Origin of the sequence: Anatilimnocola aquadivae (assembly GCF_049819085.1) — a bacterium.
Lineage (GTDB): Bacteria > Planctomycetota > Planctomycetia > Pirellulales > Pirellulaceae > Anatilimnocola.
In genome coordinates, this window is the sequence record NZ_CP187419.1 from 2,041,284 (window position 1) to 2,065,980 (window position 24,697).

A 24,697-nucleotide genomic window follows, 5' to 3' on the forward strand; every position below is an offset into this window, starting at 1 on the left:
ATGACTCGCGGCAAGGCCCTGCTAATTTGGGTCGTGACAAACTGTCTGCCGCTACGTCCTAAGAGGATTGGTCCTCACAAGTAGCCCGACGCGTTAGCGAGGGAGAACTGTCGCTGGAACGGTCACTCCGCTGCAACATTCCCACGGGTAGCACCCTCGCTGACGCGTCGGGCTACTTCAGAGCAGGAGGTCTGCTCCCCCGGCGTAACTGCGGAGTACAATTGAGTGTGGTGCCCGCTCCCCCGCGTCGCGAGAAGGAAATTGAGTCATGCCCCAAGCCGTTGTCGATCCCGAAGAGCTGCGGCAGTTCGCCCAAAGCTTAAAGAAGTTCAATTCCCAGCTACGAGATCGTTCGGCGGCGCTCGGCAATCAGCTAGCCACCTTAAGTGCCAGCTGGCGCGACCAGGAACACAAGAAGTTCTCGGAAGAGTTCGAGCAGAACATGAAGGTGCTGCTGCGGTTCACCGAGACCGCCGACGCCTACGTTCCGTACCTGCTGCGGAAGGCAGAACACATTGAAGATTATTTGAGGTCGTAACGCAATTTTCCTGAGCCGGAAGCGTTAGCGCCCGGAGAGTTTCTTTTCCTTGCTGGCGGTTTTGAAAAAACACTCCGGGCGCTAACGCCTCTGGCTCATTGAAGATCATGACATGGCCAAATCAGCTCACATCACGTCGACCGAAGCAGTGACTGCCCTACGCGCGGCGCTGGTGCAGTTTGCCGAAGATACGGGGCACGGTTTGACGGCTCTGGCTATGGAAGCGCGCCGCGCCATCGACTGGATCGAGCAGGACCGGACGTTCTACTGGCCGCGCGAAATGCGCAAAGCCTCGGATCGACTGGCCGAAGCGCGACTCGAGTTGCAACGCTGCGAATTGACCATCAGCGGCGAAGATCGCCGGGCCTGTTATCAAGAGAAGAAGCTGCTGGAGAAAGCCAAGCGGCGGCTGGAACTGACCGAGCAACGAATGCAGGCCGTAAAACGCTGGAAATACGAGATTCGCAAAGCGGTCGAAGATTTTGATGTTCAACTTGCCAGAATGCAGCGGTATCTCGAGAACGATGTTCCCGTCGCCAGCGCAGAACTGCAACGCATGGCCGCAGCACTCGATGCCTATACACAAACCTTTCGTCAGCCTGCTGATAGTAGTCCGCTGCCAAGCACCACCGAAACGCCGGAGCAACAACCGTGAGAATCTGCGACTTGAGTTCCGGCATCGGTCAGGTGAGCCAGGCTTACGCGAAGCTGAAAGAGCGGTCGAATGAAACGCGTGAAGTGTGGAACGACGATGCCTTTCGACAGTTCGATCAGCAGCGCTTGAACGAGATTCCCGCTCGCTTGCAACAACTGGCCGCCGCGGTGAATCGCTTGACCGAGATTTTGATTGAAGCCGAACGCGAGTGCGGTGAACCGAGTGAGGGTTAGCATCTCCCTCGCTAACGCGTCGGGCTACGTAAGACAGATTGCACCTTGAACGAAAGCTTTGCCCCGGTGACTACAGCCCGCATCACAACCCAGCAGCAACAAGAACTGATTGCCAAACTGGCGCAGTTGGTGGCCGAACGGGCGCGCGAAGAAGTGCAGATTCGCGAGCGGCATCAAGGGCGGCTCGCGGCCATTTTTCAACGCTACGAGCAGCAGCGTAACCAGTTGATCTCGCAGTTCGAGAATCGCCACGCAACCAGAATCGGGGACTTCAAATCGCAACGCGACGATTTGTTGATTAAGTACGAAACGGCCGGGCAGAAGGTCCTCGTCGAAGAAGACCGTTTTCAACACACCGAGAAGGCGCAGCATACCGAGACCGTCGACGATGCCAAACGACTGTTGCAGCATCGTCGCGATCAGATTCTCGGTTCGTTCAAAGAAGCGGAAGTGATTCCCAAGGTCGAACTCGCTCGCTTTAAGCAGCAGATCGACCAGGTAGAAGCGCAGATCGGCGCAATCTTGGGCGAAGCACAGGGAGTCGTCCGTCGCCGCTGTGCCTGGCCCGAGCAACTGCCGCCGTTACCGCCCGTGGGCGAAAACTTGCCCAAGCATAGCTACTTCGAACAGATCGCTGGCAGCCTGTCGTTTGCGGGGAGCAAGTTGTACGAGTTGAAGCAGGAACGCTACGCCAAGTTTTTGGAAGATGGCTGGCCGTTTCTCATCTTTCTGTTCTCGCTCGTGCTGTTTCTGGCGGCGGTGCTGGGAGCCTGGTTGTGGTCGGCCATCGCTGGCACGTCTGCCATTGTGGCTCTGGTTGCAGCAGTGGTGTTGCCGATTGTCCTTTCGCTGGCTACGCGACAAATCCTGCGTCCCATTGCTCGCCGCCATGCCGAGCGTTTGACCGGTGAGTTTCAACAGGCGATCTCCGAAGCGCAAGCCTTAGTGCAGGCAGCCCTGCGATCGGCGACAGCCGAGGCCGAACGTCAACTGCGGCAATTGACTGAGCGGCGCGACGACAACATGGAAGCCGCCTATGCCGAGTGGGAGCGAACGCACGAAAGCGAGATCGCTCGCAATCGCAAAGTGACGCAACAGGCCACGGTGGAATACCGAGCCAAGCGCACTTCGATCGAAGACCAGCACGAAGGAAACCTGGCCACGATCGAGCAGCAAGCTCCGCCGGAGATCGATCGGCTGGAAGAAGATTTTCAAGGCCAGCTTATCGAACTGAGTGAATCGTTTCGTAGCGATCGGAGCGCGGAACTGCAATCGTTCTCCGATCAATGGCAAGGACTCGCCACGCGCTGGAAGCAAGGGCTCGCGCACTTCGAGCAGATCTTGGGCGAAATGAATGCCTACTGCGACGAGCGCTTTCCCGCTTGGGACACGTTGATTGCCGACGAAGCCTTTCAAAAGACAGCGACCACCGCTCAGCCTGGCGTCGATCTCGCCGCCTTGCGATTTGGCCGTTTCACCTTCGATCCGGCAGCGCTTCCCGGCGGTGTACCTAACAGCGACGAGTTCAAGCTTCCGCCTTCTGCTTGCGAGTTTCCCGCGGTGATCTCCTATCCGCAAGTTCCTTCGCTGCTGCTCGAAGCCGAAGGTGACGGCCGCGATGTCGCCGCGAGCACGCTGCGCAATGTCATGCTCCGGATGCTTACCTCGCTGCCGCCGGGCAAGGTGCGCTTTACGGTGATCGATCCCGTTGGCCTGGGCCAGAACTTCTCCGCGTTCATGCATCTGGCCGATTATGACGAGCGATTGGTCGCCAGCCGCATCTGGACCGAAAGCGCGCACATCACGCAGCGACTCTCGGACCTGACCGAGCATATGGAAAAGGTGATTCAGAAGTACCTGCGCAACGAGTTCGCTTCGATCCAGGAGTACAACCAGCAAGCGGGCGAAGTAGCGGAACCGTATCAGATTCTGGTCATCGCCAACTTTCCTGCGAATTTCTCGGAAGAGGCCGCACGTCGGCTAGTGAGCATTGCGGCCAGCGGATCGCGGTGCGGCGTCTACACACTCATCAGCACCGATCGCAAATTGAAGTTGCCGCCAAACTTTGACCTCGCTGATTTGGAAACAACGGCTGCGACGCTTGTGTGGGATGAAGCGACCAAGACCTTCCGCTGGAAGCAGCCCGACTTGCAGCCGCTGCCGCTGGTGATGGAACAGCCTCCGGATGACGAGCATCTGACGAATATGATTCGCACCATTGGCGCGCAGGCGAAGGCGAATGCCCGCGTGGAAGTGCCGTTTGGTTCGGCTTTGCCGGCCTTCGATGATTGGTGGTCGCGCGACAGTCGTACAGAAATCGAAGTGCCACTTGGACGTGCCGGCGCGAAGAAGATGCAATCGATGCGACTCGGCAAAGGGACTTCGCAGCACGTACTGATTGCCGGCAAGACCGGCTCCGGCAAATCGACGCTGCTGAATGCGCTGATTACGAACCTGGCCATTCATTACTCGCCCGACGAACTGCAGTTCTATTTAATCGACTTCAAAAAGGGGGTCGAATTCAAAGCCTACGCCGCTCAACGCCTGCCGCATGCCCGCGTGATCGCCATCGAGAGCGAACGTGAATTCGGCATGAGTGTGCTGGAACGACTCGATCAAGAACTGCGTCATCGCGGCGATCTGTTCCGCAAACACACGGTGCAAGACCTGAAGGGATATCGCAACGCCAACCCCACAGCGGTGATGCCGCGGGTTCTGCTCGTCATCGACGAATTCCAGGAGTTCTTTACGTCGGACGATAAGATCTCGCACAATGCGGGCCTGCTGCTCGATCGCCTCGTGCGGCAAGGTCGCGCGTTCGGTATTCACGTGCTGCTTGGTTCGCAAACACTGGCCGGTGCGTATTCGCTAGCGCGAAGTACGATCGGTCAGATGGCAGTCCGCATCGCCTTGCAGTGCAGTGAATCGGACGCCCATTTGATTCTGAGCGAAGACAACAGCGCGGCCCGCTTGCTGAACCGGCCGGGCGAAGCGATTTACAACGACGCCAACGGTTTGCTCGAAGGAAATCATCCCTTCCAGGTGGTGTGGCTTTCCGATCACGAGCGAGAAGGTTATCTCAAGCAACTGCGCGAGCTGGCTGAGAAGAAGGGTATCTCCGCTGGTTCGCTTACCGTGTTCGAAGGCAACGAGCCAGCGGACCCTCGCGAGAATCGCCAATTGATGCAGTTGCTGCAAACAGGAACGACCAAGGAAGCTGCAGCAAATCCGCGCGCTTGGTTGGGTGCTGCGGTGGCCATCAAAGACCCGACCGATATCACGTTCCGTCGTCAGGCAGGTGCAAACCTGCTCGTGGTCGGTCAGCAGGAAGAACTCTCGCTGGGAGTGATGGCGAACAGTGTGATCGCGCTGGCCGCTTCGTTGCCGGAACAAGCGGCTGCCCAAGAGCCCGTGATTCACATTCTCGATGGCACGCGTCCCGATTCGCCCGAAGCGGGCTTTTGGGAACGACTCGTGCGCGAAGTGAAGTTGCCAGCAACGGTAGCCAACGTGCGCGATTCCGATGAAGTGATCAAGCAACTAGCAGTCGAAGTCGACCGCCGCATGGCTGCTGGCGATCAAGTGGCAAAGCCGAAATTCCTCGTCGTTTACGATCTGGCCCGTTTTCGCAAGTTGAAGAAATCGGACGACTTCAGCTTTAACGACGATGAAGGTGGCGGCAGCATCGACAAGCAGTTCGTCACCCTGCTGCGCGAAGGACCCGCCGTGGGTGTGCACACGCTCATCTGGAGCGACAACTGTACCAACGTCACGCGCTGGCTCGATCGCAACACGCTGCGTGACATCGAGTATCGCGTGCTGTTCCAGATGAGTGCTAGTGATTCGAGCCACCTGATGGACAGCCCCGCGGCCAGCAAGCTTGGTCCGCACCTGGCTTTGTTCCACAGTGAGGAACAAGGTCTCGCTGAGAAGTTCCGGCCGTATGGCTTGCCCACTGCCGAATGGCTGGCGCTGGTCAAAGAACAGCGCGGCAAATCATTGCCCGAAACAGAAGGCTAGAAGTCAATCTTCGCCCGCAAGCCCACCAGCAATGCCGGATCCAGATTGACCACTTCGGGTTGCAGCACCTGCATGTCGGCGGTCAGGTGGAACCAGGGCGTGACTTCGTAGTTGTAGAACATTTCGACGCCCTGCCCGTCGCCAATCGGCCCGAGCGCGGCCTGCAGGAAGACGCCGATCTGGTTGCTGGTGCCCAGATAGTAGTAGCCCACGCCGAAGGTGTCTTGATGCCGGCCACAGATCGGGCTGTTACCGCCAATGCCCAAGCTGAAGAACTGAGCAAGCGGATTCGCTTCGTTGTCAGCAACACTCGCGCGGCCGAACAGGCCCCAGCCCGCTCCCGGAGCGCCAGAGTAAGAGACCAACTGCTGATCGAAGTTGCCAAAAACGGCCCAAGTGCCCGAGGTCTGGGCAATCGGTACATCGGGAAGCAAAATGCGTGGATCTTGGCCGAGCGAAACATACTTGCGGCTGTTCCACGCCCCGCCCACCACCACGTGCCCTGCAAAACCCTCAATCTCATACGGCTTGCGATACTGCGCCGAGAGGACGCAGCCTTCTTCGAACAATTCGCCAAAGCCGCTGTTACGCGTGGTGTCTTTCGCGTTAAGCACGGTGAACGTAAAGAGGGGCTGCATGTCTTCGAGAATCACAAAGCCCGTGGCCAGGGTGCAATATGGAACCGCCCGCAGTAGCAGCGGATTCGCCACGAAAGCCAAGTTCGAGAACTGATCTTTGCCGCGCTTGTGAGCGTAGGCATTCATGTCGCCATCGAGGGTGTCCATCTTGCCGGCAAACACGCCAAATGTTTCCGACAACATCTGAGTGAAGAGCACATTAGTCAGATAGATGTTCTCGCTATTTGAGACCGGCAGATCCGTGGGAATAGTCGAAGGCAGGAAGGTGCCGTCGTAACCGCCAATCGATTCGCCGTAGCGATGTTCGGCCCGCAGTTTGAAGAACAGCCCTTGGTGATCGATGACCTTGCTCAGGTCCCAATTCATCACGTAGTCGCCGTGCCCCGCAAAAGTGAAGCCTTGCTGGCGACCACCAGACACGTTGCCAAACAGAAAATTGACGTGATCGATGTCCCACATCATGCCGCTTTCGAGCAGGCAGGTGCGCACGCCGTGCCAATCGCCGGTCAGCTTCGATCGCTCGCAGAGTGGGCCGCAGAAATTGGGGAGCGGTGGTGTTGGCGGCGGAGCTTCTTCGCACTCCGCGCACTCTAGCACCTCGGCCTGCACGGGCGCTAACAGGCCATGCACTGGCAACAGATAGCCAATGCCCAATAGCAGGCTGGCGAGAATTTTGCGCATCCGTGCGTCCTGGAAAATCGGACTGATAAGAACCGGGACTATCCTACGGCGCGGGGGTACTTAACGATTGCATCGGCCGTTGCGACCGCAGTTCCGCAGTTTGAGAAAATAATTTCGTGCCGGAAATCTTTCATTCAAGTTTGGTGAGATCGTCTCCCACAACTCAAGAGCTACTTCATATCCCGATACTTCTTATGGCAGGCGGTGCACTGCTGCTTGAGGCGATCGATGACCTTGGTGGCCGTGGCGGTGTCTTTTGTTTTGCCGCTGGAGAGTCCTTCGATGGCGGCGTGCAATTCGGCGGCTGATTTTTGCATGTCGCTTGAGAACTGCTGAAATTCCGCGGGCATCTTGCTGACGGTTGGCAGTCGCTGGAACTCGCGAAAATCTTCATCCAGTTGCAGCGCATCGCTAGTGGCTTTGTTCCAATCGGGGCCCTTCACATCGACGGCGACCTTGAAGTGCTTTTGCACTTCATCGAACCGCTCATCGATCTTGAGCATAGCGTCGACCAGCGGCGGCGGAGCCACCGCTTCCGGCAACGCCTCGGCCGGAATCTTGTCGAGTTCGGCCGGGAGGGGCTTCTCGAATGAGCCTGCGTCCTTGATCAGTTGCCCATACGCGGGCGATGTTCCCGCTTGCTTCATCCAGGCCAGGGCCTGTTCGTGAGTCCAATCATTTACGGCCACGCAAGCAACGGCCGCAGCCGCCGGTCCGCGATGCTTGCCATGATGACAATGAATGAGTACCGGCCCTTTCGATTCTTTCACGGCCTTGGCGATGATCAGCGCCTTATCCTTTGGCAGCGCGTCGTAGCCAATCGGCACATGCACGTACTTCATGCCGTACTTCTTCGCGTTCACCAAATCAGGCTGAGCACCATCGACACTCACGATCGTCTTGATGCCGAGCTTGGCCAGAATCTCGAACGCGGCTTCGCCGTTAGGCCCGCCGCTGCTGTAGACATTGTCCGAGAGCTTATGCACGTTCTCCATCACGGCGGGAGGAACGTCCAGCAGTGGAGTCGCCGGGGGCTTGCTCGTGGGATCTTGCGCAATGGCAAGCAGCGCGGCGAAGAAGCAACATGGACCGAGCAGCCAGCGAAGAGAAGAAAGCGTCATTTGGTAACCGAAGATGCTCGCGAGAGGTATGCCATGCTCCTGTTTAACCCACGCGCTTGCGCGGGCTGAACTGCAATTCCAGTTTTTCGACAGTTCGGCCCCTCACCCCAGCCCTCTCCCCGGAGTACCGAGGCGAGGGAGTAGGACCAGTTGAACGCTCTCGTTGTAACATACTCGGCGCATAAAAAAACGCTTCGCACCACCGAGGTCGATGGCGCGAAGCGTTGGCACAAGGAGTGCGAACGTGGCTTGGCGAAGGGCGAGCGAGCTTACGAGCGGTCCTCGTCGCTGGCAGGCCCTTCGTCTTTGGTCGGTTTCAGAGAATCGCGTTCGCGGCGAGTGGCTTCGAGATCGAAGACCAGGTACTTCATGTCGAGCCGCAATTGGCTCAAAGCTTCCTGCACCAGGTTGAGAATCCGCCGACGTCGTTTAGTGCTATCGACCACGCGGAACATCAACGGCTCCAGTCGCGAGCGAACTTCCGCCGGCAGATCGGCAACGGCCGCTGCCAGGTCGGCGACGTCCTTAGGAAGTTCTTCGGTGGCTTGAGCAGTGATCCGCGGCGAAGTCGACATCAGTAGTTTCTCCAAGGGTGGTCTTATGCCAGCAGATTAAAGCAGCCGGCGTACCAGTCCCTGGGCAGCGCACGTTGTGCATGTTGCAAGTGTATGGGTCGCAAGTGGTTGCGACAAATGACAAGTTTTTCTTGGTAACGGCCCCGTGTGGATGTTTCGCCACGTTTGCTCTGGTTGCTAGTCCTAACACTTGATACAAGGCCACCTTACAGCAATCGCCACACTCCAGGCGACAAGTTGCCGAAAGGCTACATAGGGGCGAAGCACACCAACACGCCTGCGGGCTGTCCACCTCACCCGCAGCAAGGCAGCGAAAACCAGGACTCTTTGTCGATGCCACGGGCCAAGCGCATGACGAACGCACCTCGATCCCTCGGGACGAAGTGCGCGCTTCTGCTCGGGCTAGGGCTGTTGCTTCCCATGTTCTATACGCAGCCCGCGGCTGCACAGTTCCGCGATACCTTCGAATCTCCCAACGCCACCTGGCAACTGGCCGCCGCCGATGCCAGCGTCAAGCTCATTGGGCAGGAACGAACCTTTCGACAGTCTCGCTCGGGCAGCGGCAGCGAATTCCTGCGCCTAGCTGTGGGCAACGGCACCTACGTCCACCTCAGTTATCAACTGGGCAAGGTGCCCGTCATCGCCGAGTTCGAGCCTTCGCTGTGGATCAAAGCGGACCGGCCCGATTTACAACTGATGGTGCGCGTGGTGCTCCCTCGCACCACCGATCGCGGCACTGGCAAGCCGCTGACGACGCTGCTTCCCGGCGATTCGTACACCGATGTCGGTGCCTGGCAACAATTGCATGTAAAGGAAGTGCTTCGCCGGCTCGATGGTCCCGAACTGATTCGGCTCCGTCGCGAGTTCGGTCCCACGGTCGATGTTCGCGGCGCACACGTCGACATGCTCGTGGTGAATGCCTACAGCAGTCCCGGCAACTTGCAGCTGTGGATCGACGACGTCGAAGTCAAAGGCTACGTGCAGCAAGATCAAACGGCCATCAACGCCTCCAGGCCTGCTGCGGAAGTAAACCCGCTCGATCCCAATGCCGAAGTGCCCGTGAATCCCTCGACACCCGGTGCCGAGATTCAAGGTTCGTTGCTGCTGGTCGAGGGTCGTCCTTTTCTGCCCCGCATCATTCAGCATCAGGGCGAACCGCTGGCCTGGTTGCAATCGCTGGGATTCAACGCGGTGAAGTTCAATGCTTCGCCATCACCAGTAGCTTTGAAAGAAGCCGAACGACTCAAGCTTTGGATAGTTGCTCCGCCCCCGTTTGCCGACGACACCGCCCCGCCGCCGCAAGCATTTCGCTCGATCCTCGGCTGGAGCCTTGGAACTCGCCTGGTCGATCGCGATGTCCCTTTCACGCGCGACCTGGCTCAAGAGGTACGCAGCATCGACCCGCAACGGCAGCGTCCGTTGCTCGTAGGTGCCGATTGCGAACTGAGCGAATACAGTCGCCTCGCCAGCTTGCTGCTGCTCGACAAGCGGACCGCTGGCACCAGCTTTGAGCAGTCCGACCTGCGTCCTTGGCTCAGCGATCGCGAACGACTCGCCCGCCCGGGTACGCCATTCTGGGGAACGGTCTACTCGCAGCCGGCCGGCGTGCTGCAACAACAGCTAACGCTGCTCGGACGCACATCGGACCAGGCAGACGATTGCGATCTCGAGCAACTACGGCTCTCGATGTACTTGAGTCTCTCGGCCGGTGTTCGCGGCTTGATCTTCCCCTCCGACACACCGCTCAGCATCGATTCGGTTCCCGCCGCCATGCGCACCGACGCACTGCGGATGATCAATTACGAAATGCGGCTCTTCGAGCCTTGGATCGCGGGCGGGCAACTGACCGACGGCCTGTCGTCTCCCGAAGCGGGCGTGTATGCGGCCGTCTGGCAAACCGAACGCTCACGTTTACTGCTGATCACCCAGCGGGCTGCCGCGCAGCAATATGTCACGCCGCCTGCTCCGCGCGCACAGTTTACGCTCGTGGTGCCCGGTGTGCCGGCCGCCAGTCAGGCCTATCAAATCACCACCGCCGGCCTCAAAAAGCTGCGCTCAACCATGGCCACCGGTGGTCTGCGGATCACCATCGAAGAAGGGCACACTTCGTCGGCGGTTGTGGTCACGCACGATTCGCTCGTGATCCACTTTCTCAATCGCACGCTGGGCGAGATCAAGCAGGATGCCACTCGCCTGCGGCAAGATCTGGCAATTCGTCGCCAGTCGCAAGTCGCCGAGATCAATAGCCAGATGACCGCCACTGGCCACGAGCTGAAAGAAGGAGTTACGTGGCTGCGCGAAGCCGAGAGCAACCTGGCACAAGCTCAACGCGTGATCGCGACCGGCGATTTCGCGGCCGCTCATTCGTACGTCGTCAAGGCCGAGCAACTGCAGGCTCGCGTTCGTCGCGGTCACTGGGAACAATCGGTCGCAGCCTTTCACTCGCCGGCAGCCAGCCCTTGCATCGCTCAATTCACGACGTTGCCGCTGCATTGGGAATTGGCCAATCGTCTGCGCGGAGCAACCTGGGGCGCGAACGCCCAGGCCGGGGGCGATTTCGAATCGCTCGATCACATGACCAAAGCCGGCTGGAAAAACTACAACCGTCTGCCCGAAGGAGTGAAGAGCGAAGCGAGTCTGTCGCTCGTCAATCCTCACAGCGGACGAAGTGCCCTGCGACTCGCTGCAGCCCCGCGCGAGCCCCGCGTGATTCCCCCGCCCTTCGAACGTCCCGTGGTCTGGATCACCAGCAGTCCGGTGCCCGTCCGCGAGAAGCAGATCGCCCGCATCACAGGCTGGTGCTTCATTCCCCAACCGATCACCGGCAGCCACGACGGCCTGCTGATCTTCGATTCGATCGGCGGACCCGAGCTGGCCGACCGGCAACACCTCACGCGCGGCTGGCGTCAGTTCACGATCTATCGCGCGGTTCCTGAATCGGGCGAACTCGTCGTTACCTTCGCGCTCACCGGCCTCGGTGAAGCCTGGATCGACGACGTGCAGGTCAACCTGCTCGATCCCGAGCCCATTCGCGAAACCGCCTCGCGCTAGGGGCGAGAAAATTGCTCTTGGCCGTTCTGGCTCGGTTTGCTAACGTCCCGCCGCTTATCGAAATTGCGCGACCACAGTTGCAGAGAATTGCCTTCTCTGCGCGGGAAAGTGTTGCGCGCAACACTTGTCAGGGATTCGATCTTTTCAAAAGAGTGAGGCAAATGTCATGGCGAAAACGCCCAGCGCGCGTGCGCGCAAATCGAAACAGCGGTCGGTTGCTCCCCCCAAAACACAACGATTGCTCGGCATCGAATCGCTCGAAGTCCGCGAGGTAATGGCCTCGAGCGTTACAGCTGGCTTGGATGCCGGCGTGCTCACCATCAGCGGTTCGGAGCGCGGCGACAACATCACGGTTCGCTTGATCGGCGGCCAGTATCAAATCAGTGGCGTGGCCACGCGCTATCCTTCGGCCAGCGTGACGTCGATCGTTGTGAATGCCTTTGAAGGCAACGACCGCATCGACCTGGGCTCGGGTCGCCCGCGTATGCCCGGTGTGCCGATCACCGTGCCGACGACCATCAACGCCGACGAAGGAAACGACAGCGTCATTACGAGCAACGGTACGAACACCGTTGATCTGGGCGATGGCCACGACAGCTTTTGGGGCGGAGAAGGTGTCGACATCGTCCTGGGTGGCGATGGCAACGATGTCCTCCGCGGCAATGGCGGCGACGATAATCTCAGTGGCGAGGACGGCAACGATCAGATCATCGGCGGCGCTGGCAACGACACGCTCGTCGGTGGCGGCGAGTTGGTCGGTTCCAACGACAACGACCAAATCGATGGCGGTCTCGGCGACGATCAAATCGTCGGTGGCGCTGGCAACGATCGGCTCGATGGTCGCCAAGGAGACGACACCATCAGCGGCGGCCTCGGCAACGACATCATCACTGGCAGCGAAGGTGACGATACGCTTAGCGGTGATGAAGGAAACGATAACATTCACGGCGGTGTCGGCAACGATGAGTTGCACGGCGGTGAAGGGAACGACATTCTCAACGGCTTCAGCGGCAACGACGTCATCTACGGCGATCTCGGCAACGACACGCTGTACGGCGGCGACGGCAACGACCTGCTCGAAGGTGGCGAAGGCAACGACCTACTGTTCGGCGGCAACGGCATGGATACGCTGAAGGGCGATGCCGGCAACGATACCTTCGATGGCGGTGCTGGAATCGATGAACTGATCGGTGGCACCGGCAACGATCGCATCCGCAACCGCAAGTCGCAGGACTCGCACTCGGACGTCGATACCACGCCGTTCTAATGTTCGTTCAGGGACTGTAATACTGAAGGGCGAAGCGCCTGCAAAGGCCTCGCCCTTCCGAAAGCAAGTCCTACAACCGCACGAAGTAGCACGACGACGTCGAACGGGTTCGCGTGAACACGCCGATCCCGTTCGAGCTACCATCGTTATTGGTATTGCCTTCGACGGTATTGATCGAGCCGCCGGTCACGATACCGGTATGAATCACGCTGGGCTTACCCTCGCGCAGTCCTTTCACCAAAAAGATGTCGCCCCGCTGAGGCGTGGTGACTAACTTTTGGTGGTCCTTGGCCCATTGATATAAAAATGGGCAGTAGGCCGTCTTGGGCATGGGGTTGGTCTGTCCCGTTTGCGCCGCTGCCTGCTGAAAACTCCAGTACACGAACGACATGCACCAGAGTGCGCCATTACCCACACCGGCCGCCGCGTTATAGGCATCGACCTTCGCGCCGCGATTCGAACCGGCCGGTTCTTCACGCACACCATTCTCGGCCAAGGCAATCTGCACGGCCTTCTCGACGAGCGTGCTGATGACTGCGCCCGCTGGGGGAGGCAATGGCGGTGGTGGCGGTTGCCCTGGGCCACCAGCCTGATCGAGCGCGGCCCAGGTCTGCTCGCCGACTACGCCATCCACCATCAGGCGGCGAGCCGATTGCAGGGTCATCACGGCCTGCTTGGTCTTCGCCCCGAACGAGCCATCAACAATGAGCGGTGGCACGGGACGAACGACTTGATTCAGTTTCGTTTGCAGCTCACGGACGGTTTGACCGAAGCTTCCTTGGCGTAAGACAGGGCGGCTGACCATGACTTCATCTCCTCACAAAGCGCTCGCAGGCGCGCAACAGGTAAGTACCTGTTGAGGCGCGATTGGCAACGATCTGTTACACCGTTATCGCCGCCAGAGAAGCTGAGTAGCGAGATTTCGCCTCGACGAATCCCTAAACGTCCAACAACCGGCGGGGGTTTTTGGACACGTACCAATCCTTGGTTTTTACCGGAACTTGTTGTCGTTGTGTCACTTGCGACTTTCGAGCCACTTTAGTAACTCGCTCCTTTTGTCCACTTACCAGGCTAGTTCTTGGACAGGCCTCGCAAATCGCAACTGCGGCCCCGCCTCGCGCGCACACAGCAAACGCCACCGCGCAGCGCGGACACACGACAAAACAACCAAGTTGCAAGAGAACGTCTCGACATTAGATCACCATAGTGATTTATTGTCAATCATGTGGTCAATAATTTGTGAAAAAAATTAGACGCGAATCTTCGGCAACTGTTCGGGAGGAGGGGGCGGAGCGGGCTCGCCAGTGACGGGATTGCCGTCAAACTGGCCGTCGATCTTGCCATCAGCGGCATCGAGATCCGCCAGGCAGCGTTCGAGGTCCGGTTGAGTCGCAATGCCCGACTGTATCAATACCTGAATCAACACTGCGACCTGCAGCCGCAGTTCGGCGACTTCTACTTGCAACTGCTCGATGTCTCCTTGCTTGGGGGCGAAGGGATTGGGCCGGCTCAGAGACGTCCGCAGTCGTTCAACTTGCGATTGCAGGTTACGAATTCGCTGGTGATCGTTCACGAAGAAATCATCGAAGAAAGACATGTGGCAACCTTCCCAACAACCAGAGAACGAAGACCCTCTTTGTGATCCCAGGCCAATCACCAACTATTTGGGCAACTCGACGGTGATCTTCAAATCCTTCACGCCCCCTTGTTTCACTTCTTGGGTGAGCCCCGACGTTTCGAAGTTCTCGAATTTCGCGGCGATCACACGCGGGAGGGGAACGTCGCCGATGGCTTGGGGCGGGATGATCGCAACCTGATAGGTGCCGAGGGCGGCACCATCGCCGAGTTGCTCGGTTCCCAGCTTGAATCGTGCTTCTGCATCCAGCGGACTGTTGGCTGACGGTGCCGAGGCCGTATCGGGTCCGGGGCCCTGCTGAAAAATGATCTGCCCGCCGGCCAAACCCTTGGCCGGTGTGCCGTCCGGATAGACCACCTGCCCCGCTACAGGCTGAAATTTGCCTCCGCAGCCTACCAGAGCGGTGAGAACCAGAGCGCAACAGGCTGCCAAAGCAAGTCGACGGAGAGGCATCATCAAAATCCTTGTGTTTTTTGTGACATTTCAGCTAGGCTGCAAAGGATAATATTCGTAGGAAGCCAGCTTGTTGGCTCAACGCGTTTCTGAAACTCAGCTTTGCGGCTTTCCGCGAAACGCTCGCTAGGTGGGTTTACGTTCGCCTAAAGATTATGAATATTCCTCACTGGCACATTTTCAGCATTTTTCGCTGACAGTTCCAGGCCCCCTCTCCCTCTACTCGATCCGTTCGTGGAGTGCCTTGCCCATGCGATCCTCTCTGCGCCGCGCCCCTGCGGGCCGCGCGTTCACGCTCGTTGAGTTGTTGGTCGTCATTGCCATCATCGGGGTGTTGGTAGCGCTGTTGTTACCGGCCGTTCAGGCCGCCCGCGAAGCTGCTCGCCGCACCCAGTGTATCAACCATCTGAAGCAGATTGGTTTGGCGATGCACAACTACAACGACACGTTTGGCTACTTTCCGAATAGCCGTCGCGATGCAAGTTATACCTGGATGGTCACGATCCTGCCCTATGTCGAACAAGCACCGTTGTATGCCAAATGGAATGTGTCAACGGGTAGCTATTACACCCAAACGGCAGAGTGCAAAGAAGCCAAGGTCAGCGTCTATTTTTGTCCGTCGCGGCGCACTGCAGGAACTGCCAAGTTTTCGAGAGATGCGCAGGACAATACGACGAGCCCCACCTACAACAGTTCGCCTGCCGACTATGCGATTTGCGTTGGCGACTCCAGTGTGAACACCGGCGATTATTGGCAGGACAATGGCGTCGCTAAACCAGCGAATGGCATTGGAATCTTGTGGAATGGCAAGATGAGTACCACGCCACCCGTGCTGCCAAACGGCCCAGCCTTTAAGCAAGTCGGTTTACGCGAAATTATTGATGGCACCAGCAACACACTGATGGTCGGTGACAAGCACCTCTATACCAAAGGCTTGAATGACCCCAGCTATGCCGATGGCGGTTGCTACAACGGCGATCAAGGACATTCGCTCCGATCGGTCGGAACTACCCGGCCGCTGACGAAGGGTGCCCAAGACCCGACCAAGAATGCTTCGTTCGGCAGTTGGCATAGCGCTGTTACGAACTTTGTACTGGTCGATGGCAGCGTACGCTCGTTCGAGAACAGTGCCAACACAACGATGCTCGGCTATATGGCCGGCAAAGACGACGGACAGGTGAGTGGCCTGTAGGTGGCGACCTAATCAGTAAATTTTTGTGATGCCGACGGCTCGTCACCGCCGGCATTTTTTGTTGCTTACCTGCCTCGCATGTTTTGGGGGAATGCCCAGTTCTTTCGCAGTTGTGCCCGCAGTGAGGCGAGCGGGCGCTGACCAGGATTAGCCGGTCTAGTGGCGCTTCGCATGAAATCCGCACCTTCTAGGGGTGCTTCTTCCCAATGCTGGTCTCTCGTGCTTGTGTTTCACGCAATCTTTACGATTTGACATATTCGCGCACCGTATTTGCTTAGTACAGTAAATGCTTAGATGGCGAACGGTTTACGACGGGCCTTCACATTTCCTCTCCCAGGAGTTTGCGATGCGCTGGGAGAAACTCAACAAGGTGCGAGCGGCATTCACGCTCGTCGAACTGCTCGTGGTGATCGCCATTATCGGCGTGCTGGTGGCTTTGTTGCTGCCCGCCGTGCAGTCGGCTCGCGAAGCAGCACGGCGTATTCAATGCAGCAACCACTTGAAGCAAGTGGGTCTGGCGCTGCACAACTTCGAAAGCACCTTCAAAGTGCTGCCCGCCGGGCAACATCAGCCGACGTCGGCTGGCTATCTCTCGCCCCACGCGCTCATGGCAAACTATTACGAGCAGAGCGGTGTCGCCAATCGGATGAATCTGGATACAAGTCCGTTCTCGGCCCAAAACATGGATGCCGCTGCCACTCAGCCAAAGTTTTTGATCTGCCCCAGCGATCCGTTTCCTGGCCGCAAGGAATACATGGGCTGGACCAACTATCACGCCAACGCGGGAACATGGGTCCATCTGAATGGCTGGGACGGTGTGTTTGGCCCTTCTGAAGCGGCCGCTGGCTACCCCGCGATCGGTCGGCTGAAATTCGGTGACATTACGGACGGTCTCAGCAATACCTGTGCATTTTCCGAAGTGGTGAACGGTGCCGGTGGCCTGGTCAATCCACCCAAGTCCAAGTTCGATTGCTTCGAATTCGGTGCTGCACCGGCTGGTCCCATGACAGCAGCCCGCGCGAGCTTTGCCGCGCAGAACTGGGAAACCTCGACGATTCCCTGGACGGGAACCTGGCGTTACCGCGGTTATCCGTGGACCGAAGGCTCGCCTTGGCGAAACTGGTACAACCACCTGAATCCGCCGAACAAGACCTGCTGGGTTCCTGGCGGTTCTGACTTCTGGAAGATTGTTTCTCCCGCCGCGAGCATGCACCCCGCCGGCATCAATACCGCGATGTCCGACGGCAGTATTCGCTTTGTCACAGACTCGGTCGATGCCGAGGTTTGGGCGGCCGCTGGTTCTCGCAACGGCGAGGAAGTGCTGCAACTGCCGTAAACAAGCCTTCGTCAACTCGCTGGTGACTCCTCGCTCGCCAGCACCCATTTCAAGTTCATTCCGACTGAAAAACGCCTCCTATGTTCCACTCCCTGATTCGATGTTTTGCCTTGGCGGCACTGTTGTTGATCGTCAGCGGTTGCAGCGAAAAGACTCCCACCAAGACGGCAGACCCGGGCGAAATCGAAAAAATTCGCCAGCAGCACATTCAAACCTCCCAGCGCGAAATGCAGGGCAAGTGATTCTCGCGGCCGCCGAGCTTGCCGCCGAATCCTCCTGAATTTGACGGTTCGCCGCGAAATCCTTGCCGACACTTCGTCCGCTGTTATAAAATGCAGGCGCGTGGGGTGCGGCGATTCGCGTGGTGGGTGCTGCCAGTTTACTGGCGGGATACGTGGGCTATGTTCGGCAATCTGTGGCTCGATGTGGCGCTAATTGGCGTCGGCTTGGCAGCCGTCGTAGGCCTAATCGCCTGGAAGCGGCTGCGCCGCACCGAGGTGAAAGTCGACCTGAATCAAGCCCGGCGCAAGTTCCAGCTGCGTCGCGAATGGCTCGAAGCGCACTTTCTGACCATTGCCAGCCAAAGTGGCAAGCCGCGCGGACTGCAGTGGGCCGAATGTGATTTCGACGATGGCGTGGCGTTCGCACGCGATCGCAGCACGGGCCGACTGCGAGCGTTTGTGGGTGTGACGATTTCCTTCGAGGCCATCGAGGGTGGCGGCATGGAGGATAACCCCAATGTTCGCAATCGCCGCGCGGCAACGGCCGTCTTCAACATGAACGGCGATGCCTGGAGCACCGACGGACGGGCCATCTTCAACCTCAATCCCGAGCAGGCCATCGAACACTTCGGCCAAGAACTCGAACACGTCGAGTAAGCCGCTATGCCTAATGGCGGAAATGCCCTCACATGCGGAAGTAGTCTGCCACGCGATACGTTTTTGACTTCGCATGCGCAGCAGCTTGGCGAACATGCCACGCGTAAGGCGTGAACTGCGACTCCACTAGCTCGCGAATCACCGCGCACGAGTCACTCGGTGTGAGCGTGAATTGGTCTGCTGCGGGCACGAACGGAAAGTGCTCGGTTCGGCCCTCCAGCCTGGCGACGAACAGTTTTTGTGGGCCGCCATTCTTACGAGGCAAGAAGATCGGCCCCTGCCAAGTTTCTTCGGCGATCTTCGTGGGCGGTGCAGTGCCGCCGATTGCGGCGTCGATGAGTGTTACTCCCCGCTCGTTGATTTGAAATGTGGCCGGTGCTTGAGCAGCAACGCGAATCTGCCCCGGATAATAAGGGGTGCTGAACAGATTCCGCTCGATCCACGCGAACGCGCGCAGCGAGTTCCAGGCATGCAGCAAGTACATCGCGCCTGCCGCAGCTTCAGTCTCATGTTCGCGAGCGACCTGAATGCCGATGATGCACTCGCGAAATGTGAGGCCCAGGAACTTCGCTTCCGTGGCGCTGACAAATAGCTGTGCACTCCCATCGCATGATGCCGGCTGAAGTTCTTCGCCGCGAAGTCGATTCTGCCAATACGCCAAATCAGCATGACCGTGCAGCGTGACTTCCTTGACCGGCTCGACCTGAGCAACAAACTTCAGCGGGGGCGTTGAGGATGTCATGGATCAATTACTCGGTGCGTTGCCTCTCGTGCCGACTCGCGGCGGAGGTTAGGTTAACCGGTAATCTGCAGGCAAGCTAACGCCCCACAGTCCCAATTTTTCGGAGTTCCACCTATGAAGCTGTTCCCCTCTCGTTCCCTCGTTTTCGCGGCCGCATGCGGTCTTGTGATCTCGTCGCTGGCAACTGCCGCCGACGAAGCTCCCGCCCCCAAAGCGCCAGACGAACCTGCCGATATGAAGCAGCTATTTAATGGCAAGGATCTGTCGGGCTGGGAAGGTGATATGCGGCTGTGGTCGTTTGGCGACGGCGTCGTCCGCGGCCAAACCACCTCGGAGAATCAAACCAAAGGAAACACCTTCTTGGTGTGGAAAGACGGGGAACTCGGCGACTTCGACCTGCGCCTCTCTTTTCGAATTGCTGGCGGTAACTCGGGCGTGCAATATCGCGCGAAGGTGCTGCCGCCCAAAGAGGGTGAAGTGAATAAGTGGGTGGTGTCGGGCTATCAGGCGGAAGTGGAAGATACTCCCGGCAAGGTCGGCTTTCTCTATCACGAAAAAGGTCGCGGCTACTTGTGCAATGTCGGCGACAAGGTCGAAGCGGGCGAAGACGGCAAGCTCACCACCGTCGGCAAGCTGGGCGACAAGGATGCGATTGGCAAGACGTACAAGAAGTCGGATTGGAACGACTACGTGATCATTGCCAAGGGAAATCACATCCAGCATTTTCTGAATGGCGTGCAGACGGTCGACATTGTCGACAAGGACCCGAAGAACGCCGCAGCCCGCGGCATTCTGGCCCTGCAGATTCATTCCGGCCCGCCGATGAAGGTGGAGTTCAAGAACGTCCGCCTGAAAGAGCTGAAGTAGGATTTATCTCCAGCGAGAATGTCTACAGGCGGCAGACCTAGTTCTGTCGCCGAACGCGGGCAATTCCGCCGATGGTAAAGCCCGGATTGCGTAGCAGAGCCGACCTGGCCGCATCGTCGCTGTTGCGGCCCGGTTCGATGACGACAAAGGGGCGGCCGTGACCCAGCGGTGGAATCAGGTGAACTTCCCACAGCGAAAACAGACCAGCCGTGTAAGCCTGTAGGTCGAGCTGCATCATTGCAATCTGCAATCGCAGCTTGCGGTCTTCCTGATACTGCTGCGCCAGCGATTGCAGCAGAAACTCATGATCGGCCTGCAGTTGGCGTTCTTTATCGGCGGCGAACCAATCTTTCCAGCCCGGCTCCAAAACTTTCAAGTCGTCGGCCGAGAAGAGAAAAAACGGCACACCATACTCATCGCCGTTTTCCATTTCGAGAACCACGCCTTCGTAGGTGAAGGTTCGCAACTGTCCCCGCTGGCGAAGCACCCAAGCCTCGAACGCGGCCTGATCGTTAATGGGCTCCTTCTCGAAGTGAGATACGATCGCCGGGACAATCTTTTGATAGAGCTCGGGCAGGTTACTAAATAGCCGATCGTTCACATAGAACCGCCCCCGGCGTCGCTGGATGGAAACATTTTTGCGGCCGTAGCTTACTACCCTACCCACCAGCTTGTAGCCGTTGGTGAGTGTCCAGGTTTGAACCTGGTCGGATGTCTTGCGGACCGCGTCGGCCGCTTCCTTCGACTTGAGATACTCCAGATCTTCTTTCGAGAGCTTGGCAAGCGGCATAGCTACCAGGGTGCCGTCTTCGCGTTTCAGCACCGCGAGGGTGTCGCTGGTCGCAACCAGGTCTGCCGTGAGCTTGAAGTGTCCGGTCGAGTCGGTCCAATCACGGGCAGATGCTGAGAGGGCGAAGCAGCCCATCAGGACCAGAGCGCAGTACACTTGCTGGGCACAACGGAGTCGATTCGTCACGGTACCATCCCCTACTTCGATTGAAAGCCTGGCGGCCAAATTGGATGTTCATCTCGCTGCAACAGACCTATCGTCGTTGATGCCGCCAAAAAGGCAAGTGCGGTGAGAGTTTCCCCTTCACAAATGCCGCCAAGTCACTCTTGTCTTGACACGTTTCGTGCCCACCTTAGAATCCCTCGAAGCACGCCCCTAAACTATCGCATTGCTATGTTATGATGCGCCCAGTGGCGTGGCGGATGGTTCTGCGAGTGATGCTTGTCCGGCGGTGATGATATGAAATGCCAACAGTGCGAGAAGCCGGCGACGTTCCATATTACGGAACTCACTGGTACCGAGCCGCAGGAACATCACCTGTGTGAGACCTGCGCCAAGACCTATCTGGCCCAGAACGACGTCGGGGCACCACCCCCGCCCACTTTGGCCGCAGTGCTCGCCAAACAACTGAAGATTGGCCAGGCTGCCGATGAGTTGGCGAAGCTCGATCAACGGAAATGTCCCGTCTGCGGCATCACGTTTTTTGAGTTCCGCAGCCAAGGTCGCCTGGGCTGTTCGCACGACTACGTGTTCTTCGAAAAAGAACTCACGCCGCTATTGCTTAACATTCATGGCGAGACCCGGCATACAGGTAAGCGGCCCGCGCATGCGGTTCAAGGAACCGATGCCAAGACCGAGCTGATTCGGCTCCGCCGTGAGATGAAGGAAGCAGTCGAGAAAGAGAACTACGAGCTAGCAGCGAAGCTACGCAATCAGATTCGCGATCTCGAAAAGTAGTCTCGAAGCGGATTCGGCGCGGGTTATTCACACTTGCTCGGGCCGACCCGCTATAATTCGCTAGTCGTGCCGTGTTTGTCACTTCCTTGCCAGTTGATCTTCTTTCCTTCCTCCCTCAGCGGACTTTGACGTGAAATTCGACGAGTTCGCCGAGCGTTGCGGAGAATGGCTGCGTGGCTCTGGGCCACAGTCTGATATCGTAATCAGCAGTCGCATTCGCCTGGCTCGCAACCTGGCAGAGTTCCCCTTCATTCGTCGCTGCAACGAGCAGGACCGCAAGGGAATCGAACAAACCTTTCGCGCCGCCATTCAAAGCGTGAACGAGTGGAAGGAACTGATCTCGGTCGACGTTGCCGATTTGCCGACCATCGATCGCCAATTTCTCGTCGAGCGGCAGCTCATCAGCCGCGAACTGGCCGAAGCCAGCGGTGCCCGCTGTGTGTTCATCGACGCCAACGAACAATTCAGCCTGATGATCAACGAAGAAGATCATCTGCGCATGCAAGTAATGCACAGCGGTCTCGATCTGGAGTCAGCCTGGGAACAGGCGAGCCAGATGGATACCTGGCTCGACCAGCGCGTGGCCTTTGCCTTTCATGAGAAGCTCGGCTATCTCACGGCTTGCCCGACGAATGTCGGCACGGGCCTGCGTGTGAGCGTGATGCTGCACTTGCCGGCGCTCGTTATCACGCAACAGATCGAAAAGGTCTTTCGCAGCCTGCAGAAAATGGGGCTCGCGGTTCGCGGCTTGTACGGCGAAGGCTCACAAGCGATGGGCGACTTCTACCAAATCAGCAATCAGGTCACGCTCGGCAAGAGCGAAGAAGAACTGGTCAAGCAGGTCGGCGAAGTGATCCCCGTCATCATCGACTACGAACGTCAGGCCCGCGCTTTCCTGGTGAAAGAGAGCCGTAAGGACCTTCACGACCGAGTCAGCCGCGCCTACGGCATTCTGTGCACCGCGCAGCAGATCAGCAGCGAAGAAACCTTGCACCTGCTCAGCAGTGTGAGAATGGGAATCAACCTCGGGCTGATTCAAGATCTGGAAATTCCCACGATCAACAAGCTGTTCATTCATACGCAGCCCGCTCATCTGCAAAAGTTGCGGGGCCTCGAACTCGAGACGCAAGATCGCAACGTCGAGCGTGCCCACTATCTGCAGACACACCTCCGCAAACGTCCGGGCGAAGATCCTGCCGAACACAACTAAGTGCTAGTCGTACAGCCCAGCCCGTACAGTTCAACAATGCCCGCGAATCTCACGCCGCAGTATCACAAGGTCGAAGAAGAGTATCGTCGCGCGCAAACGCCCGAAGACGAACTTCGCTGCTTGGAACTCATGCTGCGGGAGATCCCCAAGCATAAAGGGACCGACAAACTCCAAGCCGAGTTGAAGGCCAAGATCAGCAAGGCGAAGACGGAAGTCGAAGTTGCCAAAAAGACCGCGAAAAAAGGCGGTCCCAGCCTCAAGCTGCCGCGCCAAGGTGCCGGCCGAGTGATCTTGCTCGGCGGTCCGAACGCAGGCAAAAGCTCGCTCCTGAAGGCCGTAACCCGAGCCACTCCGGAAGTCGCTCCCTACCCATTCACCACGCGCGAACCTCAGCTGGGGATGATGCCCTGGGAGGACATCAGCGTGCAAATGGTCGACACGCCGCCGATATCGGCCGATGTCTTCGATTCCAACTTGCTCGGGCTCATCCGCGGCAGTGATCTCGTCCTGTTAATGGTCGACCTCGGTGCCGACGAAGGGACCGAGCAACTGCAAGCTGTGCTCGATCGCCTAAAGGACACCAAAACGCGTCTCGCGAAAGAATCCTACCTGGACGAAGACGATATCGGTCTTTCGTTCACGAAGACGCTCGTCGTGCTCAACAAAATCGACTTGCCCGACGCAGCCGACCGCCTCGCACTCATGCGGGAGTTCATCTCGCTCGACTTCGACGAGTTTCAAATCTCCGCGGAAGCGGGAACTGGGCTCGACGAACTAAAGACATCCATCGTCAAAGCGCTTGATGTCGTTCGTGTCTACACCAAGTTGCCGAACAAGAAGGAAGCTGACTTCGACAAGCCCTTCACGCTGCGGCGCGGCGGCACGCTGCTCGACGTTGCCGAACTGATCCACAAAGACGTCGCTGCCGGCTTCAAGCACGCCCGCGTTTGGGGCACCAACATCAACCCTGGCAGCACGGTCAAAGGCGATTACGTTGTCAGCGACAAAGACGTGGTCGAAATCCACTCTTGAGACAGGCCGGAACAACTTACACTCCGCTGTTCCGGCAGGCATTGCTCTACGGTTAGAACGCCACAAATTAGAACGTCACATCGTCATCGCCACGCGGCATTGGTGGACGACGCCCACCCTCTTCGCGATCACGACCTTCACCACGTTCTGGTCCTCGCCCTGGGCCACCAGGACCGGGACCGCGTGGTGAGCCAGCGCCCGGTCCACGACGTTCGCCATCGGGGCGACCTTCAGGCCGACGATCACCTTCGCCACGACCCTCTCGACCACGACCCTCTCGACCACGACCCTCTGGACCACGACCCTCTGGACCACGACCCTCTGGACCACGACCCTCTGGACCACGACCCTCTGGACCACGACCCTCTGGACCACGACCCTCTGGACCACGACCCTCTGGACCACGACCCTCTGGACCACGACCCTCTGGACCACGACCTTCTGGACCACGACCTTCTGGACCACGACCTTCTGGACCACGACCGCGGGGAGGTCCGCCTTCTGGTCCTCGACCTGGACCACCAGGACCGGGACCGCGTGGTGGGCTGGCGTCTGGTCCACCACGTTCACCATCTGGGCGATCTTCAGACCGGCGATCGCCGTCAGCGCGACCTTCTGGGCCACGACCGCGCGGAGGTCCCGCTGCGGGACGTCGTTCGTCGTTGCGGGCCGGTGGACGGAAGCCGCCGAAACCACCAGGGCCAAAGCTCCCTGGACCACGTCCGGGGGCAAACGGGGCACGACCAAAGCTGCCAGGACCAAAGCCTCGACCAAAATTGCTACCACCAAAACCCGGGCCACGGAAACCTTGCGGGCCACGTGCCG

Annotated in this window: 23 protein-coding genes; 14 read left to right on the plus strand and 9 right to left on the minus strand. The window is 58.5% G+C overall.

What is annotated here, in order from left to right; all coding sequences use genetic code 11:
- Positions 1-268 precede the first annotated feature (268 nt).
- The 4 genes from NA78x_RS08125 (at position 269) to NA78x_RS08140 (ending at position 5,446) form a co-directional block, all read left to right on the plus strand.
- Entirely contained in the window at positions 269-538 is a 270-nt protein-coding gene (locus NA78x_RS08125; RefSeq protein WP_425617935.1) for a WXG100 family type VII secretion target, read from the plus strand.
- Between the two features lie 112 nt (positions 539-650).
- Positions 651-1,193: a hypothetical protein gene (locus NA78x_RS08130; RefSeq protein WP_425617936.1), complete on the plus strand. Its 543-nt coding sequence runs from the start codon at positions 651-653 to the stop codon at positions 1,191-1,193.
- On the plus strand, positions 1,190-1,426 hold the full coding sequence (locus NA78x_RS08135) for a hypothetical protein (protein ID WP_425617937.1): 237 nt from the start codon (positions 1,190-1,192) through the stop codon (positions 1,424-1,426). Before NA78x_RS08130 ends, NA78x_RS08135 begins: the two co-directional genes overlap by 4 nt.
- Positions 1,427-1,471: 45 nt before the next feature.
- A complete protein-coding gene (locus NA78x_RS08140) occupies positions 1,472-5,446 on the plus strand; it encodes an FtsK/SpoIIIE domain-containing protein (RefSeq protein WP_425617938.1) in 3,975 nt (1,324 codons plus the stop codon).
- Here the strand turns inward: NA78x_RS08140 and NA78x_RS08145 are convergent.
- From NA78x_RS08145 to NA78x_RS08155, 3 genes are all read right to left on the minus strand, one after another.
- On the minus strand, positions 5,443-6,765 hold the full coding sequence (locus tag NA78x_RS08145; protein WP_425617939.1) for a carbohydrate porin: 1,323 nt from the start codon (positions 6,763-6,765) through the stop codon (positions 5,443-5,445). The genes NA78x_RS08140 and NA78x_RS08145 overlap by 4 nt on opposite strands.
- Positions 6,766-6,935: 170 nt before the next feature.
- Entirely contained in the window at positions 6,936-7,886 is a 951-nt protein-coding gene (locus tag NA78x_RS08150; protein WP_425617940.1) for a cytochrome c, read from the minus strand.
- Between the two features lie 269 nt (positions 7,887-8,155).
- A complete protein-coding gene (locus NA78x_RS08155; protein WP_425617941.1) occupies positions 8,156-8,461 on the minus strand; it encodes a transcriptional regulator in 306 nt (101 codons plus the stop codon).
- Between the two features lie 351 nt (positions 8,462-8,812).
- On the opposite strand from NA78x_RS08155, the gene NA78x_RS08160 reads away from it, so the two are divergent.
- Both NA78x_RS08160 and NA78x_RS08165 read left to right on the plus strand, forming a co-directional pair.
- Entirely contained in the window at positions 8,813-11,512 is a 2,700-nt protein-coding gene (locus NA78x_RS08160) for a hypothetical protein (RefSeq protein ID WP_425617942.1), read from the plus strand.
- Positions 11,513-11,678: 166 nt separating this feature from the next.
- Positions 11,679-12,779, plus strand: a complete 1,101-nt coding sequence (locus NA78x_RS08165; protein ID WP_425617943.1) for a calcium-binding protein — start codon at positions 11,679-11,681, stop codon at positions 12,777-12,779.
- 70 nt (positions 12,780-12,849) lie between these two features.
- On the opposite strand, the gene NA78x_RS08170 is transcribed toward NA78x_RS08165, so the two are convergent.
- The 3 genes from NA78x_RS08170 to NA78x_RS08180 form a co-directional block, all read right to left on the minus strand.
- The gene (locus NA78x_RS08170) at positions 12,850-13,584 is read right to left on the minus strand and encodes a peptidoglycan-binding protein (protein WP_425617944.1); all 735 of its coding nucleotides are present in this window, start codon (positions 13,582-13,584) and stop codon (positions 12,850-12,852) included.
- Positions 13,585-14,028: 444 nt separating this feature from the next.
- The gene (locus tag NA78x_RS08175; RefSeq protein WP_425617945.1) at positions 14,029-14,376 is read right to left on the minus strand and encodes a hypothetical protein; all 348 of its coding nucleotides are present in this window, start codon (positions 14,374-14,376) and stop codon (positions 14,029-14,031) included.
- Positions 14,377-14,439: 63 nt separating this feature from the next.
- The gene (locus NA78x_RS08180) at positions 14,440-14,868 is read right to left on the minus strand and encodes a hypothetical protein (protein WP_425617946.1); all 429 of its coding nucleotides are present in this window, start codon (positions 14,866-14,868) and stop codon (positions 14,440-14,442) included.
- Between the two features lie 250 nt (positions 14,869-15,118).
- Between NA78x_RS08180 and NA78x_RS08185 the strand changes: the two genes are divergently transcribed.
- The 4 genes from NA78x_RS08185 to NA78x_RS08200 all read left to right on the plus strand — a co-directional run bounded on the left by NA78x_RS08185 (position 15,119) and on the right by NA78x_RS08200 (position 18,274).
- Positions 15,119-16,060, plus strand: a complete 942-nt coding sequence (locus NA78x_RS08185; protein WP_425617947.1) for a DUF1559 domain-containing protein — start codon at positions 15,119-15,121, stop codon at positions 16,058-16,060.
- Between the two features lie 346 nt (positions 16,061-16,406).
- The gene (locus NA78x_RS08190) at positions 16,407-17,396 is read left to right on the plus strand and encodes a DUF1559 domain-containing protein (protein WP_425617948.1); all 990 of its coding nucleotides are present in this window, start codon (positions 16,407-16,409) and stop codon (positions 17,394-17,396) included.
- Between the two features lie 110 nt (positions 17,397-17,506).
- Positions 17,507-17,638, plus strand: a complete 132-nt coding sequence (locus tag NA78x_RS08195) for a hypothetical protein (RefSeq protein WP_425617949.1) — start codon at positions 17,507-17,509, stop codon at positions 17,636-17,638.
- Positions 17,639-17,797: 159 nt separating this feature from the next.
- Positions 17,798-18,274, plus strand: coding sequence for a hypothetical protein (locus NA78x_RS08200; protein ID WP_425617950.1), 477 nt, complete (start codon positions 17,798-17,800; stop codon positions 18,272-18,274).
- A gap of 28 nt (positions 18,275-18,302) precedes the next feature.
- On the opposite strand, the gene NA78x_RS08205 is transcribed toward NA78x_RS08200, so the two are convergent.
- Positions 18,303-19,016, minus strand: a complete 714-nt coding sequence (locus tag NA78x_RS08205; protein ID WP_425617951.1) for a hypothetical protein — start codon at positions 19,014-19,016, stop codon at positions 18,303-18,305.
- A gap of 114 nt (positions 19,017-19,130) precedes the next feature.
- Here NA78x_RS08205 and NA78x_RS08210 point away from each other — a divergent pair, with 114 nt between their 5' ends.
- Positions 19,131-19,883 (plus strand): 3-keto-disaccharide hydrolase, encoded by a 753-nt coding sequence (locus NA78x_RS08210; RefSeq protein ID WP_425617952.1) that lies wholly within the window; start codon positions 19,131-19,133, stop codon positions 19,881-19,883.
- Between the two features lie 37 nt (positions 19,884-19,920).
- Here NA78x_RS08210 and NA78x_RS08215 read toward each other — a convergent pair whose 3' ends face one another.
- Positions 19,921-20,859 carry an SHD1 domain-containing protein gene (locus NA78x_RS08215; RefSeq protein ID WP_425617953.1) on the minus strand — a complete coding sequence of 313 codons (939 nt, stop codon included), beginning with the start codon at positions 20,857-20,859 and terminating at the stop codon, positions 19,921-19,923.
- Positions 20,860-21,132: 273 nt separating this feature from the next.
- On the opposite strand from NA78x_RS08215, the gene NA78x_RS08220 reads away from it, so the two are divergent.
- The 3 genes from NA78x_RS08220 to NA78x_RS08230 all read left to right on the plus strand — a co-directional run bounded on the left by NA78x_RS08220 (position 21,133) and on the right by NA78x_RS08230 (position 23,872).
- A complete protein-coding gene (locus NA78x_RS08220; protein ID WP_425617954.1) occupies positions 21,133-21,630 on the plus strand; it encodes a UvrB/UvrC motif-containing protein in 498 nt (165 codons plus the stop codon).
- 130 nt (positions 21,631-21,760) lie between these two features.
- Positions 21,761-22,840 (plus strand): protein arginine kinase, encoded by a 1,080-nt coding sequence (locus tag NA78x_RS08225; protein WP_425617955.1) that lies wholly within the window; start codon positions 21,761-21,763, stop codon positions 22,838-22,840.
- Positions 22,841-22,876: 36 nt separating this feature from the next.
- Complete coding sequence (locus NA78x_RS08230; protein WP_425617956.1) at positions 22,877-23,872, plus strand: GTPase; 996 nt, start codon at positions 22,877-22,879, stop codon at positions 23,870-23,872.
- 75 nt (positions 23,873-23,947) lie between these two features.
- On the opposite strand, the gene NA78x_RS08235 is transcribed toward NA78x_RS08230, so the two are convergent.
- Positions 23,948-24,577 carry a hypothetical protein gene (locus NA78x_RS08235; RefSeq protein WP_425617957.1) on the minus strand — a complete coding sequence of 210 codons (630 nt, stop codon included), beginning with the start codon at positions 24,575-24,577 and terminating at the stop codon, positions 23,948-23,950.
- Positions 24,578-24,697 lie beyond the last annotated feature (120 nt).

What these genes read in the sequence shown, in the direction of transcription:
- NA78x_RS08175 (WP_425617945.1), bottom strand. Translation starts at nt 14,376, where the DNA reads ATGTCTTTCTTCGATGATTTCTTCGTGAACGATCACCAGCGAATTCGT.
- NA78x_RS08230 (WP_425617956.1), top strand. Translation starts at nt 22,877, where the DNA reads ATGCCCGCGAATCTCACGCCGCAGTATCACAAGGTCGAAGAAGAGTAT.
- NA78x_RS08160 (WP_425617942.1), top strand. Translation starts at nt 8,813, where the DNA reads ATGACGAACGCACCTCGATCCCTCGGGACGAAGTGCGCGCTTCTGCTC.
- NA78x_RS08130 (WP_425617936.1), top strand. Translation starts at nt 651, where the DNA reads ATGGCCAAATCAGCTCACATCACGTCGACCGAAGCAGTGACTGCCCTA.
- NA78x_RS08190 (WP_425617948.1), top strand. Translation starts at nt 16,407, where the DNA reads ATGCGCTGGGAGAAACTCAACAAGGTGCGAGCGGCATTCACGCTCGTC.
- NA78x_RS08185 (WP_425617947.1), top strand. Translation starts at nt 15,119, where the DNA reads ATGCGATCCTCTCTGCGCCGCGCCCCTGCGGGCCGCGCGTTCACGCTC.
- NA78x_RS08180 (WP_425617946.1), bottom strand. Translation starts at nt 14,868, where the DNA reads ATGCCTCTCCGTCGACTTGCTTTGGCAGCCTGTTGCGCTCTGGTTCTC.
- NA78x_RS08205 (WP_425617951.1), bottom strand. Translation starts at nt 19,016, where the DNA reads ATGACATCCTCAACGCCCCCGCTGAAGTTTGTTGCTCAGGTCGAGCCG.
- NA78x_RS08125 (WP_425617935.1), top strand. Translation starts at nt 269, where the DNA reads ATGCCCCAAGCCGTTGTCGATCCCGAAGAGCTGCGGCAGTTCGCCCAA.
- NA78x_RS08170 (WP_425617944.1), bottom strand. Translation starts at nt 13,584, where the DNA reads ATGGTCAGCCGCCCTGTCTTACGCCAAGGAAGCTTCGGTCAAACCGTC.
- NA78x_RS08150 (WP_425617940.1), bottom strand. Translation starts at nt 7,886, where the DNA reads ATGACGCTTTCTTCTCTTCGCTGGCTGCTCGGTCCATGTTGCTTCTTC.
- NA78x_RS08165 (WP_425617943.1), top strand. Translation starts at nt 11,679, where the DNA reads ATGGCGAAAACGCCCAGCGCGCGTGCGCGCAAATCGAAACAGCGGTCG.
- NA78x_RS08220 (WP_425617954.1), top strand. Translation starts at nt 21,133, where the DNA reads ATGAAATGCCAACAGTGCGAGAAGCCGGCGACGTTCCATATTACGGAA.
- NA78x_RS08210 (WP_425617952.1), top strand. Translation starts at nt 19,131, where the DNA reads ATGAAGCTGTTCCCCTCTCGTTCCCTCGTTTTCGCGGCCGCATGCGGT.
- NA78x_RS08200 (WP_425617950.1), top strand. Translation starts at nt 17,798, where the DNA reads ATGTTCGGCAATCTGTGGCTCGATGTGGCGCTAATTGGCGTCGGCTTG.
- NA78x_RS08145 (WP_425617939.1), bottom strand. Translation starts at nt 6,765, where the DNA reads ATGCGCAAAATTCTCGCCAGCCTGCTATTGGGCATTGGCTATCTGTTG.
- NA78x_RS08155 (WP_425617941.1), bottom strand. Translation starts at nt 8,461, where the DNA reads ATGTCGACTTCGCCGCGGATCACTGCTCAAGCCACCGAAGAACTTCCT.